Genomic DNA, 16,336 nt, shown 5'->3' on the forward strand with positions numbered 1-16,336 from the left:
ATGGGGAGGGTGTAATGAAGAAGAATCTGCTTATCTATGTTTACGTTATTGGTCTGATCCTTGGAACTGTGCTGATAAATACGCAATTTGATATGACAGCATTTATTTCCGGTGAACCGATGGCGTGGAGCTTGCCTGTTTATGGGATGCTTGTGTTAAAACGTGGGTTGGGGCTTATATTATGCTATTGGTTTATATATATTCTTCCTGAAAAAATAAGAATGCCCGCGCTCGCCTGTCTGGCGGGATGCATAATCGGAGTGACGGTATCCATACGGGCATATAGCGGATATTTTTTTGGATGTCTGCTGTATGGTATGATAGTTTGTGTAATGGTGATGGTTTATATGGGATTGATTCGTTGGATTCTTGTAGATGGGTCGGAAAAATGTGGTATTCGTGAGCCGCAAGGGCGAAAAAATCTGGTGAAACGATTAGTTATTATTACAATTGTATTAATAAACTGTATTTTTGAGTTAAAAATTCTGAAATTTTTTTGAAAAGAGTTTTACTACATGTGGTATACATAATTCTGGAGGAACACATGATTTGGTAAAAATAAAGAAAATACTGAAAAACCTTGATTTTACTTGTAAAAATTATGTTTGATTTTATAGAAATTTGTATTTATAATGATATTTAGTCTACATAATAAGGGGAAAAATGCGTGGAAATTTACATAGAGAAATATGTTGATTATCTCAAAAATATTAAGAAATCAAGTGAAAATACAGTAGCTTCTTACCGGCGTGATCTGGTTAAGTTTTCTGATTTCTATCGGGAGAATGGAACAGAGGATATTCGTTCGATAAATGAGACAAATATCAACACTTATATTCTGTATTTAGAAAAAAACGGAAAATCAATGGCAACTGTATCAAGAAGCATAGCGTCGATCAAGTCGTTTTTTGGATTCCTTTTTCGGGAGAAGATATTAATGGATGATCCATCGGTTAATATAAAACCTCCAAAGATTGAAAAGAAAATGCCGGATATCTTAACGATAGAGGAAGTGAACCGGCTTCTTGACCAGCCGGGAGACCAGTCTCCAAAGGAGATCCGTGACCGTGCAATGTTGGAACTGTTATATGCAACAGGAATACGTGTATCGGAGCTTGTTACATTGAAGATTACAGATGTGAATCTGAAGATGGGGTATATTGAATGCCATGACCTCAGAAAGTCGAGAATTATTCCAATCGAAGATTCGGCACAGCGCGCGCTTGATAATTATATCTCGAATGTTCGAGGAGATATGTGTAAGAATTCAGAATATTTATTCTCAAACTGCAAGGGAACACCGATGACCAGACAAGGCTTCTGGAAGATCATCAAGGTATATGCCGATAAGGCAGGAATTGATAAGGATATTACACCACATATGATTCGTCATTCGTTTGCGTCACATCTTGTAAACAATGGTGCAGATTTAAAGGCTGTACAGGAAATGTTGGGACATGCAGATATCTCAACGACACAGATTTATCTGAACAGCAAGCAGAGCCGCTTAAAAGAGGAATATCAGAAAGCACATCCGCGGGCATAAGCTGAATGCACATAGCAAAAAACATATTTGTGGGCGGTTATGCTGTATACAAGGTTAATACGCAGTAAAGTATGGATTGTACGAAAAAAAATACATGGAAATAGTTGCATCTTGTCTGTAAAATAGAATATAATCCTTTCGGTTGATAAAAGTTTAAAAGTGAAGGACGACAGGAGAAAGAAAAAATGGAGAACAATTATTACTCACCGGTACAGATTCTGGAAAATAATATAAAGGCAGGTATCAATAAAGCAAACATGGGCCTGCTTAAGATGATATTGCTTGGTATGTTCGCAGGTATGTTTATTGCGATCGGAGCAGAGGGTTCAAACCTTGCAGCTCATAATCTGACAGGCGTTGGTGTTGCAAGAACGTTAACCGGCGTGATCTTCCCGATCGGTCTTATGATGTTAGTTGTAACCGGCGGTGAGTTATTTACTGGAAACTGTATGCTTACAATGGCACTTGCAGACCATAAGATCAAAGCATTACAGATGATAAAGAACTGGGGCGTTGTGTATTTCAGCAATATGCTTGGATCTATATTGACAGCAGCTTGTGTATATGCTTCCGGTCAATATGATTACTCAGATGGAGCACTTGGTGCATTCACGATCAAGGTTGCCATGGGTAAGGCAGATATCGATATCAGCAAAGCAATCTTTTCCGGTATCCTTTGTAATATTCTGGTATGTATCGCAGTATTGATGAGCAGTGCAGCGAAAGATCTGATCGGTAAGCTGTTTGGAGCATTTTTTCCAATTTTAATCTTCGTTATCTCAGGGTTCGAACACTGTGTTGCAAATATGTACTACATTCCGGCAGGAATCATTGCATCAGGCAACAGCAAATATGTAGATAAAGCCTGTGAGCTTTATGGATATACATCAGCACAGATTTCAGATACACTTACAGTTGGCGGTTTTGTTCATAACCTGTTGCCGGTTACACTTGGTAACATTATTGGTGGCGGCATCATTGTATCACTGGGACTGTATGCAGCGCATCTGGTACTTGATAAGAAAGAGAAATAAAAAAGAAAACAGTATTTTAGATATGATAAAAAAGACCTTGTAGTTATGTACGACTACAAGATCTTTTTTTGTAATTTTAATATACTATATGTCAACATATATTTAGAAAATATAAATATATGTTGACATATGTAATACGTATATGCAATACTATAATTGCAACCATTATATTGCATAAAAGGGAGGAAAAATGAAGAAGATAAAAAGAAATATAATATTATTAGCATGTTGTATTACATTATTTAGCTCATTTGTTGTTTCGGCAACATCGGCGAGCAACTCTATAACTGATGGGGTTGCAACATTAACAGGATCGGCGCGTATGTATGATTATAGTAAGAAAAAAGATAAATGCATCATGACTGCAGCATTTGGGGGAGGAAATGCATCTGAAGTTACATCAGGTTCGATATCTGGTAAAATACAGGGTATAGATGTAAAAGTAAAAAGATTGGATACAGGTTATTTAGATAAAAGCAATAAAACCTATTCTGATTCAAAAATTGTTAGTGATGCGTACAGTGTTTTTACTGTTACAATATCATTAAAAGGTGCAGATTCTAAAGAAATATATGCACACGATTAATATATAATACAAGAAGATGTACATATAATGGTTGTAGATTATCAAAGGAAGTTAAAATGAGGATAAGAGATAAAGAATTTTTTAGATTGTTTTTGATCGTATATACACTTATGTTTGTGATTATTTTTCAGTGCTTTGATATTATTAATAAAATGCAGGCTGAGTTAAAGGGAAGGTTATATAATGGCAATTATTCTAATTTGGCGGGAATTGAAACAAAGTGTGATGTATGTATGAATCATCTTAAGGCAGAATATAATCAGGCGGGTGAACTTGAAGCTATGTCGATTGATGTTCCAGATAAGCATAGACAGAAGGAACATCTTGAAACTGCCAAAATGATTATAAAAGCAATGTATGGAAGAAAGTTCACAGTGTATTCATATGCCAATGTTCGGGTTAGTGGAATGCTTCAGGAAAGGTCAGAACTGGCAGTTTTTTCATTGAAGGATGAATTGCCATTTAATATCACTAAAGGACGATCAATATGTTCGGACGATTTAGAGAAAAAAGCTCGTGTTGCAATTGTATCTGAGGATATGATAAATACAATGGTGAAAAAAGAAGAATATTATTACATAAAAATTAATAATGAAGAGTATCAAGTTGTTGGAATTTATGAACCTGTTGCAGATAAGGCAGATGTGTGTTTTGCCTATTTTCCTCAAACAGAATATCAATTTGAGGAATTCTGCAGGAATTTTATAGATAATATTTTTTCAATTTCTAATATGAAGTGGGGAATATTTGGAGTTTATATTGGATCAGAAAATAGTTTTGATATAAATGAAATAGATGAATTTATTTCGGAACTTGAAAAAATATCCGATACAACATTTGATATAAAAGTAATAGATCGTTCGATTGCATCACCGAATGAAAAAATAAAAGTGTTAATTATAATATATGTATTATTGTTATTCTTTTGTATTGTTGTTTATATTCAGGTGATTGATATGTTTACAAAAAAAAGATATAAAGATTATGTAATATATCGTGCCTGTGGTTGCAACTGCAATATGATCGCAAGAAGATTATTTATGGAGATGCTGCCAATGTTTATCTGTTCATTTATTGCAGTTTTTATTGCAAATAGCGTATATAATGTCTGGCTGACAGATTCTGTATGGTATAGTATTTCATATGAAGGTGTTGCGTTTATGGCAGGAACATCGGTTGTTCTTGTTTATATGTCAATTTTCATCATAATTATGAAGTTGCGTCGGATTAATCTGGCAGAAGGGATTATGGATCTATAAATGAAACTTAGGTATTTATGGAAAATCACGTTGGATAATGAATGGAAACAAGGAATTCGAAGTTTTTTTAATGTTATTCTATATATTGTTGGAATTACAATAATTGGACTTCTGGTGTATTTTGTCAGTCTTGAAACAGATACGAAGAAGTCGGTAGAGCGTTCTATACGAAAAGAAATAAAAACATTAGGAAGCATAAGTATTGAAGGGAATCCTTCAGATATTCAGTATAATTCAAATTTTAATCTTTTGAAAGTTGTTAAAAGTTTTAGTGGCATAGATGCATGTTCATCTGGATGGGGAAATGGTTCACTGGCAATATCCGGAGACTGGCGTATCGAATATGATGCATCGGAATACAGAGATGAAGACTTGAAATTACTGCAAGATATACAAAAAAAGAATGTTTATGATCCCGGATATGCAATACAGGGGAAAAGTTTGGAAACTACCTGGCTAGACGCTGGAGCGTGGGATATGATGAAAATTGATCTGCTGCAAGGCAGATGTCCTTCTGAGATTGATTATGCTTTATATGGTGACGCGATTCCAATCTATCTGGGGTATCGTTATAAAGATAAAGTGCAGCCGGGAACCCGCCTTATACATGGAGAAGAGGTTTATGTTGTAGAGGGGATTCTGAAGAAGAACAGTGTATTAGCTCCAAATAGTGATGATCTGATGAACATGTATCCGGAAGACCAGAATGCGATACCCTATCAAATACTTGATTATAGCATTTTGATAATTTTAAATTCAGAAATGGACAATACATATAATTGTTTTTTTACATTAAAAGATGGTTATTCATTTGATGATGTTCAAAGTTATCTGGATGCGTTAAATTTGAACCCGGATGTAGAATTTTACATCAATAGTGTAGAAAAATATCTGGATAATATGAGCAGGGAATCAGAAAGAAAAGAAATGACTGGGTTATTTGTGTATGTCACTGTGATTGTGTGTTTGATTCTGTCGTGCTTTGAAATTAACACGATATTGGCACAGAGAAGAGAGTTTGGGATACTTCTTGCTTATGGGTTATCGCATAGAGATATTATAAAGATGGTATTGATCGATAATATAAAAAAAATGATCATTGCAATTCTGATTATGACGTGCGTAATAGCCGGTAAACTGGCAGCGAACATTATGGTAGAGAATATGACATTTTATATGTTGAAGAATACGATTTACAGTCGGTTAATCTTGACGATTGGAATGATAGGGATATTGCTTGTTCTTTTGGTCTGTATTGTACCGTCAATTCTGTTAAAGAAAATATCTCCGGCGGAATTACTTGGAGGAAAATAAATGATTCAATTAAAAGAAGCAAAAAAAATATACAAAAATGGCAGGACAGAATATCCTGCGTTGAATGGGATAGACCTGACTATAGAAAATGGAGAATATGTTGCAATTATTGGAACATCCGGATCGGGAAAAAGTACACTTTTAAATATCATAGGTGGGATGGATCAGACAACAGATGGTCAGTATCTGTATGATGAAAAGAATGTTAGCAAAATGAATTCTCATGCGCTTCATTTGTTTCGAAAGGAATATGTGAGCTTTGTATTCCAACGATTTGCACTATTGAATCAGTATAGTGTATATGAAAATGTCGAAGTACCGCTTTTGGCAAAGGGAATAGAGAAGAAAGAACGTAAGAAAAAAGTTCTTTCCGCATTGATGCAGGTTGGAATTCAGGATTTGTATAAGAAAAAGCCAAGTGAACTTTCGGGTGGGGAACAACAGCGGTGTGCAATTGCCAGAGCTTTGGTTATGGATACTCCTGTTGTACTTGCGGATGAACCGACAGGTTCTCTGGATAAAAACTCAGGCATTAAGGTTATGGAACTTTTAGAAGGACTGCATGAGCAGGGAAAGACCTTGATAATTGTAACACATGATATGGATATAGCAGAACATGCTGATCGTATAATACAGATTGAGGATGGAAAGATTGTTGCTGATACAAAAAAGAATTAAAAAATATTTATTATTGATAGGCGGAATTGTTATATTGCTTTCAGGTTGTGAAAAAAAAGAAAGTGATGATATGTTTGTGCTGGATCAGGAGGAAATGTCGATACAGGGAGAAGTTCAAAATAGTGAATTAGGGAAAAAAATGAAGGTACCGCAAAGCATCGATTGCAAGATGAAAACAGAAGATGCCGACTTACAAGCAATATTGATATCAGATAAGTCTGTCTGTATTCCAGATGTAGAACAACTTTATACAATGAAGTGCAGCAGAGAGAGACTGGATGCATCATACAAAAAGAAGATTTCAGAAGCAATATTTGGCGAAACAGTCCTGTATATATATGATGGCACCCCATTAATATCTGAATGTGATGAACAAATCCAATATTGCAAAAACAAGCAAAATATTTCGGATACCTTTTATAAACAATATTACCAGGCGAGTATTGAGGAGCTAGAGCAACAGAAAAAAACTGCACAGGAGATAAGAGAAAAGAATATTGATTTTTCGGCGGATCAGTACATTGGTATGATTAACGATCAAAAATATCTTCTTACATTTTATGGAAACGAAGACTATTGTGAATCCTTTGAACTAATGTTGTATCCGGAGAATTCAATGGAGAAATTTTTTGAGATTGATAACGGATATGGATTTGTTCAACCGACAGATATCTTGTCTGAAAATGAGTTGCTGTATTCGGATCTTTTGAATTATAGTGAAAATGAAGAAGATCTTTCAGCCGGGAATCGATGTAGTAAAACAATAGAGGAAGCGATAGATACCGCTTTGGGCTATGCTGGTGCATGTGTCTCATTGCCTGTTGATACGGGATGTGTAGAACCATTTTGTGTATCCTATATAAAGGGTGAAACAGAGGAAGAAGTACTTTTGTGTGATGGATATTCTATAACATTTCTTCCGAAAATTGAACAAGTTACTCCTTTTGTGTCAGATTTGTATTATGTAGAAAGTATAGCAGGCCAATATGACAACAGAAATGACAGCCAATCAAGCATTATGACAAATGGTTCAATATTACGCATTGTAATATCTTCGAAAGGTGTGGTTGGCATTGGTTGTGTAATGCCGGTGAAACAGGATGAAAAAGCGAAAAAAGTGGAACAGCTTTTAACGTGGGATGAGATTATGGAAGCCTTGAAAAATGGCTTGCCGGAATACATCAAAAAGCATGGTGCGTCATATTCGCAAATTGCATTTAATCATGTAGAACTAACATACTATTTAGAAGAAACAGAGGAGGGATATTGTTATATTCCTGTATGGCTTTTGGCAAATATTGATGCGCAGTTACAGGTTCCAGATCAGCTTATTCTACTGGATGCAAGAAATGGAAGATTTGTAGAAATAAAATAATATTCCAGATATACAAAATACAACTGCCCTATATAGAATAACATTGTGAAGATTTCGTTTTTCGATGTATATTGCCAGTAAATACAAATGCTTGTTTGATCCGTAGGTGAGTTAACACAGGAGTATTACGAATCAGGCATATGCATCGAATAGAAATCGCAACAAGTTATCTGTATAGGGCAGTTTGGTTGTATGTAGGGAATCCCATGCTGTAGAGGAAAGCCCTCCACTATTTATAGAACTCCACCAGCTTGTCCATTCTTGCGGACATATTATCAAACAGCGCATTCACGATCGTGATCGCAGCCATAGATTCTACAACGACTACAGCACGGGGACCGATGATCGGGTCATGTCTGCCACGGATCGATACATCGATATTTTCACCGGATTTGTTGATCGTTTTCTGCGTGCTGGCTATCGATGGCGTTGCCTTGAAATGGCAGGTGAGTAACAGATCAGAACCGTCGCTGATTCCGCCAAGGATGCCGCCGGCATGGTTCGAGTTCTTATTTATAACACCATCTTCGATATGGAAACCGTCATTATCATAAGAACCGGTATTTTCGGATACCATGACGCCATCCCCGATCTCAACCGCTTTCACAGCACCGATCGACATAAGGGCTTTGGCGAGATTTGCATCTAATTTATCAAAGACCGGATCACCCAGACCTGCCGGAACACCGGATACGATACACTTGACAGTAGAACCGATCGAATCATTTTGTGCCATGATATCAGAAAGATATGCAGATGCAGCTTCGTAGCTTTTTGCATCCGGCATGTTCAGCTCATTCTTTGAGATATAGTCTGCATCAAAGTCGACAGGGTCGGATACGATATCACCAATCGATGAGACATAGGTTGTAAATGAGATATTCAATGTCTTTAAGATCTTTGCAGCGATCGCACCGGCAGCAACTCTGCCGATCGTTTCTCTGCCGGAGGAACGGCCACCACCACGGTAATCACGAAAACCATATTTCTGATCGAAGGTATAATCAGCATGTCCCGGACGATAGTAGGTAGCGATATCCCCATAATCACCGGAGCGCTGGGAGGTGTTCCGAACCATCAGTGAGATCGGAGTGCCGGTGGTCTTTCCCTCGAATACACCGGAAAGGATCTCTATCTGATCGGATTCCTTTCTTGGCGTTGAGAACTGGGAGAAGCCCGGACGTCTGCGGTTTAAGTATACCTGAATATCATCCTCGGTGAGCGGAAGACCGGCAGGACAGCCGTCAACGACAACACCGAGTGCTTTTCCGTGGGATTCCCCCCATGTAGTGATCTTGAATTTATTTCCAAATGTTGAACCTGACATAATATGTTATCTCCTTTATGTAGAATAAACACAGACGGCATGTTGCATTTGATGTATCTGTGTCAGATGCCGGAAGAACAGTATATTTATATTGCTCTCCATACCATCACGATGCTATTATATAGTAGTTGAAAAACAAAAAGCAACAGAAAATGCTTTTTATATAGCAGTTGAAAAACAAAAAATGCTATTTGTGCTGTGAAAAACACAGAAAACACGGAAAACCTTGATTTTAAAGTTGACACACCTTTGAAAGTGTGGTAGTCTGACAAAGGTCAGCCTGTACTTAGTTTAAGGAGTCTCCGTCCTTTTACCCAGTTCAGGCCAAGTATAATATTATGGAGGATTGTTATTATGATAACAAAAGAGCAGAAACAGGAAATCGTTGCTAAGTACGGCAAGGATGCAAATGACACAGGTTCAGCAGAAGTACAGATCGCACTTCTTACAGCAAGAATCAATGACTTAAACCAGCACTTCAAGGCTAATCCTAAGGATCACCACTCAAATCGTGGTCTGTTAAAGATGGTTGGTCAGAGAAGAAACATGCTTGCTTACTTAAAGAGCAAAGACATTGAGCGTTACAGAAAGCTGATCGAGAGCCTTGGCTTAAGAAAATAATTTCTGCATCACAGATAAGAAAGACAGGTTGTTCCGATGTATGTTGGGATGACCTGTTTTTTTTTGACCTGTTTTTTTTGATTCAATCTTGTATTTGACATATGAGTATGCTAAACTTTAAGAGATTGCGGCATGGCAATTCGAGACTTCTACAAGCTGTATCTATAAGGTGCGTCTTGTAGTTGTTTCGAGCCTGCTGCGGTTAATAACAGAAAAACAGGAGAAAAGAAAATGAGCAAAGAATTCAAGACTTATTCTATGGACATTGCTGGCAAGACACTTCGTGTTGATATCGGCAGAGTAGCAGCACAGGCAAACGGCGCCGCATTTATGCATTATGGTGATACAACTGTATTATCAACAATTACTGCATCCGAGAAACCAAGAGACGGAATCGACTTCTTCCCATTAAGCGTTGAATATGAAGAGAAGATGTATGCAGTAGGAAAGATCCCAGGCGGATTCAACAAGAGAGAGGGAAAAGCATCTGAGAATGCAGTACTTACATCTCGTGTTATCGACCGTCCGATGCGTCCGTTATTCCCTAAGGATTACAGAAATGATGTTACATTAAACAACCTTGTTACATCTGTTGACCCTGAGTGCAGACCGGAGCTGGTTGCCATGCTTGGTTCTGCAATTGCAACAGCTATTTCAGATGTTCCATTCTGCGGACCATGTGCAATGACACAGGTTGGTATGATCGATGGAGAATTCATCATTAACCCATCCCAGAAACAGTGGGACGAGGGTGATCTGAAGCTTACAGTTGCATCTACAAGCACAAAGGTTATCATGATCGAGGCTGGTGCAAATGAGATCCCTGAGGACAAGATGATCGAAGCAATCTACAAGGCACATGATGTAAACCTTTCTATCATTGAATTCATCAACAAGATGGTAGAAGAAGTTGGTAAGCCAAAGCATGATTATGTAAGCTGTGCAATTCCGGAAGAATTATTTGCAGCTATGAAAGAGATCGTAACTCCTGCTGAGATGGAAGTTGCTGTATTTACAGACGAGAAGCAGGTAAGAGAAGAAAATATCAGACAGATCAGAGAGAAATTCGAAGAAGCATTTGCTGACAATGAAGAATGGCTTGCTCTGATTCCTGAAGCATTATATCAGTATCAGAAGAAGACAGTAAGAAAGATGATCTTAAAAGATCGTAAGAGACCGGATGGACGTGCGATCAACCAGATCAGACCACTTGCTGCAGAGGTTGATATCATCCCTAGAGTACATGGTTCTGCAATGTTCACTCGTGGACAGACACAGATCTGCGATATCGTAACTCTGGCTCCATTATCAGAGATCCAGAAGATCGATGGCTTAGATGAGAATGTAGTATCTAAGAGATATATGCATCATTATAATTTCCCATCATATTCTGTAGGTGAGACAAAGGTATCCAGAGGACCGGGACGTCGTGAGATCGGACATGGTGCACTTGCTGAGCGTGCATTACTTCCTGTATTACCATCTGTAGAAGAGTTCCCATATGCGATCCGTGCCGTATCCGAGACATTTGAGTCAAATGGTTCTACTTCCATGGCATCTACCTGTGCATCCTGTATGTCACTGATGGCTGCCGGTGTACCATTAAAGTCAATGGTTGCAGGTATTTCCTGTGGTCTGGTTACAGGCGATACAGATGATGATTATGTAGTATTAACAGATATTCAGGGTCTGGAAGATTTCTTCGGAGATATGGACTTCAAGGTAACAGGTACTTATAAGGGTATCACAGCAATCCAGATGGATATCAAGATCCACGGACTGACAAGACCGATTGTAGAAGAAGCTATCGCAAGAACAAGAGAAGCAAGATTATTCATTATGGATGGCGTTATGAGCAGTGCAATTCCTGCACCAAGAACACATGTTAATGAATTTGCTCCAAAGATCGTTCAGATCAAGATCGATCCTGATAAGATCGGTGAAGTAATCGGTCAGAGAGGAAAGACGATCAATACGATTATCGAGGAGACAGGCGTTAAGATCGATATCGATGATGACGGCAATGTATCTGTATGCGGTGTTGAGCAGGAGAGCATGGACAAGGCTATGAACATGATCAAGATGATCGTTGAGCCGCTTGTTGTTGGTGATGACTACAAGGGTAAGGTTGTTAAGATCCTTGACTGCGGTGCGATCGTTTCACTTGCACCAAACAAAGATGGTCTGATCCACATTTCAAAGCTTTCTGACAAGAGAGTTGCAAAGGTAGAAGACGTTGTAAATGTAGGCGACGATGTTGTTGTTAAGGTTATCAAGATCGATGAAAGAGCTGGACGTATCAGTCTCAGCTTAAAGGATGTTGAGAATAAATAAATAAATACAAAAATTATACGGGAGGGTATGTGTGTGAAATACGGACATTTTGATGAAACCAGAAAAGAATATGTAATAGACAGACCGGATACTCCTGCACCTTGGGCGAACTACCTTGGTTCGCCTGCCTATGGTGCGATCATCTCTAATAATGCAGGCGGTTACAGCTTTGAAAAGAGCGGTGCAAACGGAAGAATCATCCGTTACATCTTCAACAGCTTTGATCAACCTGGAAGATATGTATACTTAAGGGATGACGATACTTCAGATTTCTGGTCAGCATCCTGGCAGCCGGTAGGCAAGAGCCTGGATGAGTATAAGAGCGAGTGTCATCACGGAACTGCTTATACCAATATCATGGCAGATTATTCCGGTATCCATTCTGAGGTACTTTATTATGTACCGCTGGATAAGACACATGAGGTATGGAATGTAACTCTTACAAACAAATCCAATAAGACCAGACATCTGTCTGCGATCGGTTTCTGTGAATTTACAAACGACTGCAACTATGAGCAGGATCAGGTAAACTTACAGTATACATTATTTATTTCAAGAACCTACTACAGAGATCAGAAAATCCTTCAGGTGATCAATGAGAATGTAGTGAATGATTCAGTGGATGGAAATGCTGTAAACAAGCGTTTCTTCGGACTTGCAGGCAGTGAAGTTGCTTCTTACTGTGGAGATAAAGAAGAATTCCTTGGTATGTATCACACATATGCTGATCCGATTGCTGTTATCAATGGTGACTGTGGTAATAAATTAAATTATAACGAGAATTCCTGTGGTGCACTTCAGACAAAGATCACACTTGAGCCGGGCGAATCAAAGACATTTTCATTTATTCTTGGCATGAAGGATGAAGCTACAGCAAATGAGATCATGAAAGCCTATGAAGATGAGAAGACCTGCGCTGCAGAGCTTCAGGAGCTGATCGATTACTGGCATGGCAAGTTAGATAATTTCCAGGTTAAGACACCAAGCGAGTCATTTAACAACATGATCAATACATGGAATTCTTATCAGTGCTTTATGACCTTTATCTGGTCAAGAGCTGCATCCTTTACATACTGTGGTCTGAGAAACGGTTATGGCTACAGAGATACCGTACAGGATATTCAGGGTATCATCCATCTTGCACCGGAAATGGCACTGGAAAAGATTCGTTTCATGTTATCCGCTCAGGTAGATAATGGTGGCGGACTTCCGCTGGTTAAGTACACACACAACCCTGGTCATGAGGATACACCAGATGATCCATCTTATGTAAAAGAGACCGGACATCCTGCATATCGTGCAGATGATGCATTATGGTTATTCCCGACCATTTACAAATATATCGCAGAGTCAGGTAATATCGGCTTTATAGATGAGGTTATCCCATTTGCAAATAAGGATGAAGGAACTGTATACGAGCATTTGAAGAGAGCAATCGACTTCTCTATGAACCGTCTGGGTGACAATGGAATGCCTGCAGGACTTCATGCGGATTGGAACGACTGCTTAAGACTTGGCAAGCGTGGAGAGTCTACATTTGTAGCAATGCAGCTTTATTATGCAATGACTGTAATTAAGTATTTTGCAGAGTTAAAAGATGATGCAGATTATATTGACTATATCAATGAGATCCAGTATAAGATGGGTAACACCATTCAGGAGAAGTGCTGGGAGGATGACCGTTATATCCGTGGATATAAAGAGGGCGGTATGGTGATCGGTTCCAAGAATGATCCTGAAGCAAGCATGTGGCTGAACCCTCAGTCATGGGCAGTTATCAGTGGCCTTGCTACCAGAGAACAGAGCGAGCTTGCATTGGAATCTGTTCACAGAGAATTAAATACACCATATGGTGTCAGACTGATGTTCCCGCCATATAAGGAGCATGCGTTTGACGGAGCATTAATGCTTCTGTTCAATGCAGGAACAAAGGAGAATGCAGGTATCTTTTCACAGCCACAGGGCTGGATCATCCTTGCTGAAGCATTGATGGGACATGGTAATCGTGCATTTGAATACTTTGACGAGAGTTCACCGGCGTCTATGAATGATAAGGCCGAGGTTCGTAAGTTAGAGCCTTACTGCCATGGTCAGTTCACGGAGTCAGTTGGAAGTCCTTATGAAGGCCGTTCCCATGTTCACTGGCTGACAGGAACAGCATCTACCTGTATGGTTGGATGTGTTGAAGGTATCATGGGTATGCGTCCTGATTTCTATGGAATTAAGATCGCGCCTGCAGTACCATCTGACTGGAAAGAGTTCGATATCACAAAGAACTATCGTGGTAAGAAGTTAAATATTCATGTTACAAATCCGGACGGACATGAAAGTGGCTGCCAGAGCATGACTGTAAATGGAAAGGTAATGGAAGATAACTACATTCGGTTTGATGAACTGGATGATGTAAATGAGATTACACTCGTTATGTAATTTATGAATAATTTCATATAAAGTATCAAACAATAGGCAGGAAGAAATGAAAAAATCTTCCTGCCTGTTATTTTTTTGCAAAAAAGTTATGGTTGAATGGAAAAGCAAAAATGATATTCTATTTATACAGGCGGAACATTTCTGACGATAAGAAAGGAAGTCGTTTATATGGATCAGGAATTAAAAAGACAGGACCTCATTGTAGAAAATGGTCAGATCATCATAAATGGAAACAAAGAAAAATATAATATATTGTTACTTGATATCATCGGGGAGATTGAGGGGCATGTCAGTCTGCCATCTGATACCAAGACTACAAAATATGAGCATGTATTGCCGGAGCTTGCGGTTGTTCAGGATGATGAGAGCATCAAAGGTGTACTCGTATTATTAAATACAGTGGGCGGGGATGTAGAAGCTGGTCTTGCAATAGCAGAGATGCTGGCATCGATCAGCAAACCGGTTGTTACACTGGTGCTTGGAGGAAGTCATTCGATCGGTGTGCCGCTTGCGGTATCGGGTGATGTATCATTTATCGTACCGACAGCAACAATGGTCGTACATCCTCTCAGAGTGTCTGATACCGTATTAGGTGTGAGACAAAATTACGAATATATCGAACGGATGCAGGATCGAATCATACAGTTTACGTCCTGCCATTCCAAGATCGATGAAGACTCATTAAGATCGATCATGTTCAATACACAGGAATTATCCAAAGATATCGGTTCGGTTCTCGTCGGAAAAGAAGCAGTCAAATGCGGCATTATTGACCGGATAGGAGGAGTATCGGATGCATTAAACATACTCTATGACTTGATAAATTGATGGAATGATAGTAAAATAGGCTGATGGTTCGTTTTTTTACGGCTTTTGGCCAGTACATAGAAAAACGGTATAGATAGAGAAAAATAATAAAACAGTGCTGGTTCATACAGCAGATCGGAGCAATTATGTCACTATTAGAATCAATCATTATGGGAATCATTCAGGGAGCAACCGAGTTTCTTCCCGTCAGCAGCTCAGGACATCTCGCAATTTTTAAGAACATGTTTCATGTAAATACAGATACAGGTATCATGTTTGATATTCTACTTCATTTTGGTACGTTGGTTGCCATCTTTATTGTGTATTGGAAGGATATTGTTGAACTGATTGTAGAAGGATTTACTATTATCGGTCTTGCCTGCTGCAATGTAGGGAGATTTTTTGCAAATCTGTTTTCCAAGGAGAAGAAACCATATCGTAAGATCATTGAAACGGAATACCGTAAATTTGTAATGCTTGTTATTTTATCAACACTTGTAACTATGGTGATCGCACTTCCGTTTGAGAGCAAGATTGAAAATGCCGGAAATACTTTATTAGTTCCGGGATTTTGTCTCTGTATCACATCTGTGATCTTATTTATTGCTGATCGTGTTCAGAAGGGTAATAAAGGACCTGCAGAGGCTACATATAAGAATTCGTTATTTATCGGTCTGGCGCAGGGTATTGCAACTCTTCCCGGTATTTCCAGATCGGGTTCTACGATTACAGCAGGTCTGGCATGTGGATTCAACAGAGAATTTGCAGTAAAATATTCATTCATCATGTCGATTCCGACAATCCTTGGAGCATGTATTCTTCAGATTCCGGATCTGGCAGGAGCAAGTCTTACCGGGTCAGAGATCCTGAATTATGTGAGCGGTATGATCGTTGCGGGCGTTGTAGGCTTCCTTTGTATCAAAGTGATGCTGAAATCAGTAAAGAACAATAAATTCAAAGGATATTCCATCTATTGTTTATGCGCAGGTGTGATATCTGTTGTTTATTATTTTGTACGTTAATTT

14 protein-coding genes are annotated in these 16,336 nt (G+C 38.7%); 13 read left to right on the plus strand and 1 reads right to left on the minus strand.

Annotated elements, in window-relative coordinates; translation table 11 throughout:
* The first annotated feature begins 14 nt into the window (after window positions 1–14).
* The 8 genes from LK416_04550 (at window position 15) to LK416_04585 (ending at window position 7,792) form a co-directional block, all read left to right on the plus strand.
* Window positions 15–500 carry a hypothetical protein gene (locus LK416_04550; GenBank protein ID UEA75456.1) on the plus strand — a complete coding sequence of 162 codons (486 nt, stop codon included), beginning with the start codon at window positions 15–17 and terminating at the stop codon, window positions 498–500.
* 167 nt (window positions 501–667) lie between these two features.
* Window positions 668–1,546, plus strand: coding sequence for a site-specific tyrosine recombinase XerD (xerD, locus tag LK416_04555; GenBank protein ID UEA75457.1), 879 nt, complete (start codon window positions 668–670; stop codon window positions 1,544–1,546).
* 185 nt (window positions 1,547–1,731) lie between these two features.
* The gene (locus LK416_04560) at window positions 1,732–2,580 is read left to right on the plus strand and encodes a formate/nitrite transporter family protein (GenBank protein ID UEA75458.1); all 849 of its coding nucleotides are present in this window, start codon (window positions 1,732–1,734) and stop codon (window positions 2,578–2,580) included.
* A gap of 190 nt (window positions 2,581–2,770) precedes the next feature.
* Entirely contained in the window at window positions 2,771–3,166 is a 396-nt protein-coding gene (locus LK416_04565) for a hypothetical protein (protein UEA75459.1), read from the plus strand.
* Window positions 3,167–3,222: 56 nt separating this feature from the next.
* On the plus strand, window positions 3,223–4,425 hold the full coding sequence (locus LK416_04570) for an ABC transporter permease (protein UEA75460.1): 1,203 nt from the start codon (window positions 3,223–3,225) through the stop codon (window positions 4,423–4,425).
* A 30-nt stretch (window positions 4,426–4,455) separates the two neighbouring features.
* Entirely contained in the window at window positions 4,456–5,739 is a 1,284-nt protein-coding gene (locus LK416_04575; GenBank protein ID UEA75461.1) for an ABC transporter permease, read from the plus strand.
* Entirely contained in the window at window positions 5,740–6,417 is a 678-nt protein-coding gene (locus LK416_04580) for an ABC transporter ATP-binding protein (protein UEA75462.1), read from the plus strand.
* Window positions 6,395–7,792, plus strand: coding sequence for a hypothetical protein (locus LK416_04585; GenBank protein ID UEA75463.1), 1,398 nt, complete (start codon window positions 6,395–6,397; stop codon window positions 7,790–7,792). The genes LK416_04580 and LK416_04585 overlap by 23 nt, the downstream gene beginning before the upstream one ends.
* Before the next feature lie 229 nt (window positions 7,793–8,021).
* Here LK416_04585 and aroC read toward each other — a convergent pair whose 3' ends face one another.
* Window positions 8,022–9,119, minus strand: a complete 1,098-nt coding sequence (gene aroC, locus LK416_04590) for a chorismate synthase (protein ID UEA75464.1) — start codon at window positions 9,117–9,119, stop codon at window positions 8,022–8,024.
* 354 nt (window positions 9,120–9,473) lie between these two features.
* Here aroC and rpsO point away from each other — a divergent pair, with 354 nt between their 5' ends.
* The 5 genes from rpsO to LK416_04615 all read left to right on the plus strand — a co-directional run bounded on the left by rpsO (window position 9,474) and on the right by LK416_04615 (window position 16,333).
* Window positions 9,474–9,740, plus strand: coding sequence for a 30S ribosomal protein S15 (rpsO, locus tag LK416_04595; GenBank protein UEA75465.1), 267 nt, complete (start codon window positions 9,474–9,476; stop codon window positions 9,738–9,740).
* A gap of 231 nt (window positions 9,741–9,971) precedes the next feature.
* Window positions 9,972–12,074 (plus strand): polyribonucleotide nucleotidyltransferase, encoded by a 2,103-nt coding sequence (locus LK416_04600; protein ID UEA75466.1) that lies wholly within the window; start codon window positions 9,972–9,974, stop codon window positions 12,072–12,074.
* A 33-nt stretch (window positions 12,075–12,107) separates the two neighbouring features.
* Entirely contained in the window at window positions 12,108–14,504 is a 2,397-nt protein-coding gene (locus tag LK416_04605) for a N,N'-diacetylchitobiose phosphorylase (protein ID UEA75467.1), read from the plus strand.
* Between the two features lie 168 nt (window positions 14,505–14,672).
* Window positions 14,673–15,332: an ATP-dependent Clp protease proteolytic subunit gene (locus LK416_04610; protein UEA75468.1), complete on the plus strand. Its 660-nt coding sequence runs from the start codon at window positions 14,673–14,675 to the stop codon at window positions 15,330–15,332.
* A 125-nt stretch (window positions 15,333–15,457) separates the two neighbouring features.
* A complete protein-coding gene (locus tag LK416_04615; protein ID UEA75469.1) occupies window positions 15,458–16,333 on the plus strand; it encodes an undecaprenyl-diphosphate phosphatase in 876 nt (291 codons plus the stop codon).
* The last annotated feature ends 3 nt before the right edge of the window (window positions 16,334–16,336 follow it).

This window comes from Lachnospiraceae bacterium GAM79, assembly GCA_020735665.1.
Lineage (GTDB): Bacteria > Bacillota > Clostridia > Lachnospirales > Lachnospiraceae > Coprococcus.

Bases quoted from the DNA above. Each gene is read 5' to 3' on its own strand.
- LK416_04550 (UEA75456.1), top strand. From the start codon at position 15: ATGAAGAAGAATCTGCTTATCTATGTTTACGTTATTGGTCTGATCCTT.
- LK416_04560 (UEA75458.1), top strand. From the start codon at position 1,732: ATGGAGAACAATTATTACTCACCGGTACAGATTCTGGAAAATAATATA.
- LK416_04565 (UEA75459.1), top strand. From the start codon at position 2,771: ATGAAGAAGATAAAAAGAAATATAATATTATTAGCATGTTGTATTACA.
- LK416_04570 (UEA75460.1), top strand. From the start codon at position 3,223: ATGAGGATAAGAGATAAAGAATTTTTTAGATTGTTTTTGATCGTATAT.
- LK416_04580 (UEA75462.1), top strand. From the start codon at position 5,740: ATGATTCAATTAAAAGAAGCAAAAAAAATATACAAAAATGGCAGGACA.
- aroC (UEA75464.1), bottom strand. From the start codon at position 9,119: ATGTCAGGTTCAACATTTGGAAATAAATTCAAGATCACTACATGGGGG.
- rpsO (UEA75465.1), top strand. From the start codon at position 9,474: ATGATAACAAAAGAGCAGAAACAGGAAATCGTTGCTAAGTACGGCAAG.
- LK416_04600 (UEA75466.1), top strand. From the start codon at position 9,972: ATGAGCAAAGAATTCAAGACTTATTCTATGGACATTGCTGGCAAGACA.
- LK416_04610 (UEA75468.1), top strand. From the start codon at position 14,673: ATGGATCAGGAATTAAAAAGACAGGACCTCATTGTAGAAAATGGTCAG.
- LK416_04615 (UEA75469.1), top strand. From the start codon at position 15,458: ATGTCACTATTAGAATCAATCATTATGGGAATCATTCAGGGAGCAACC.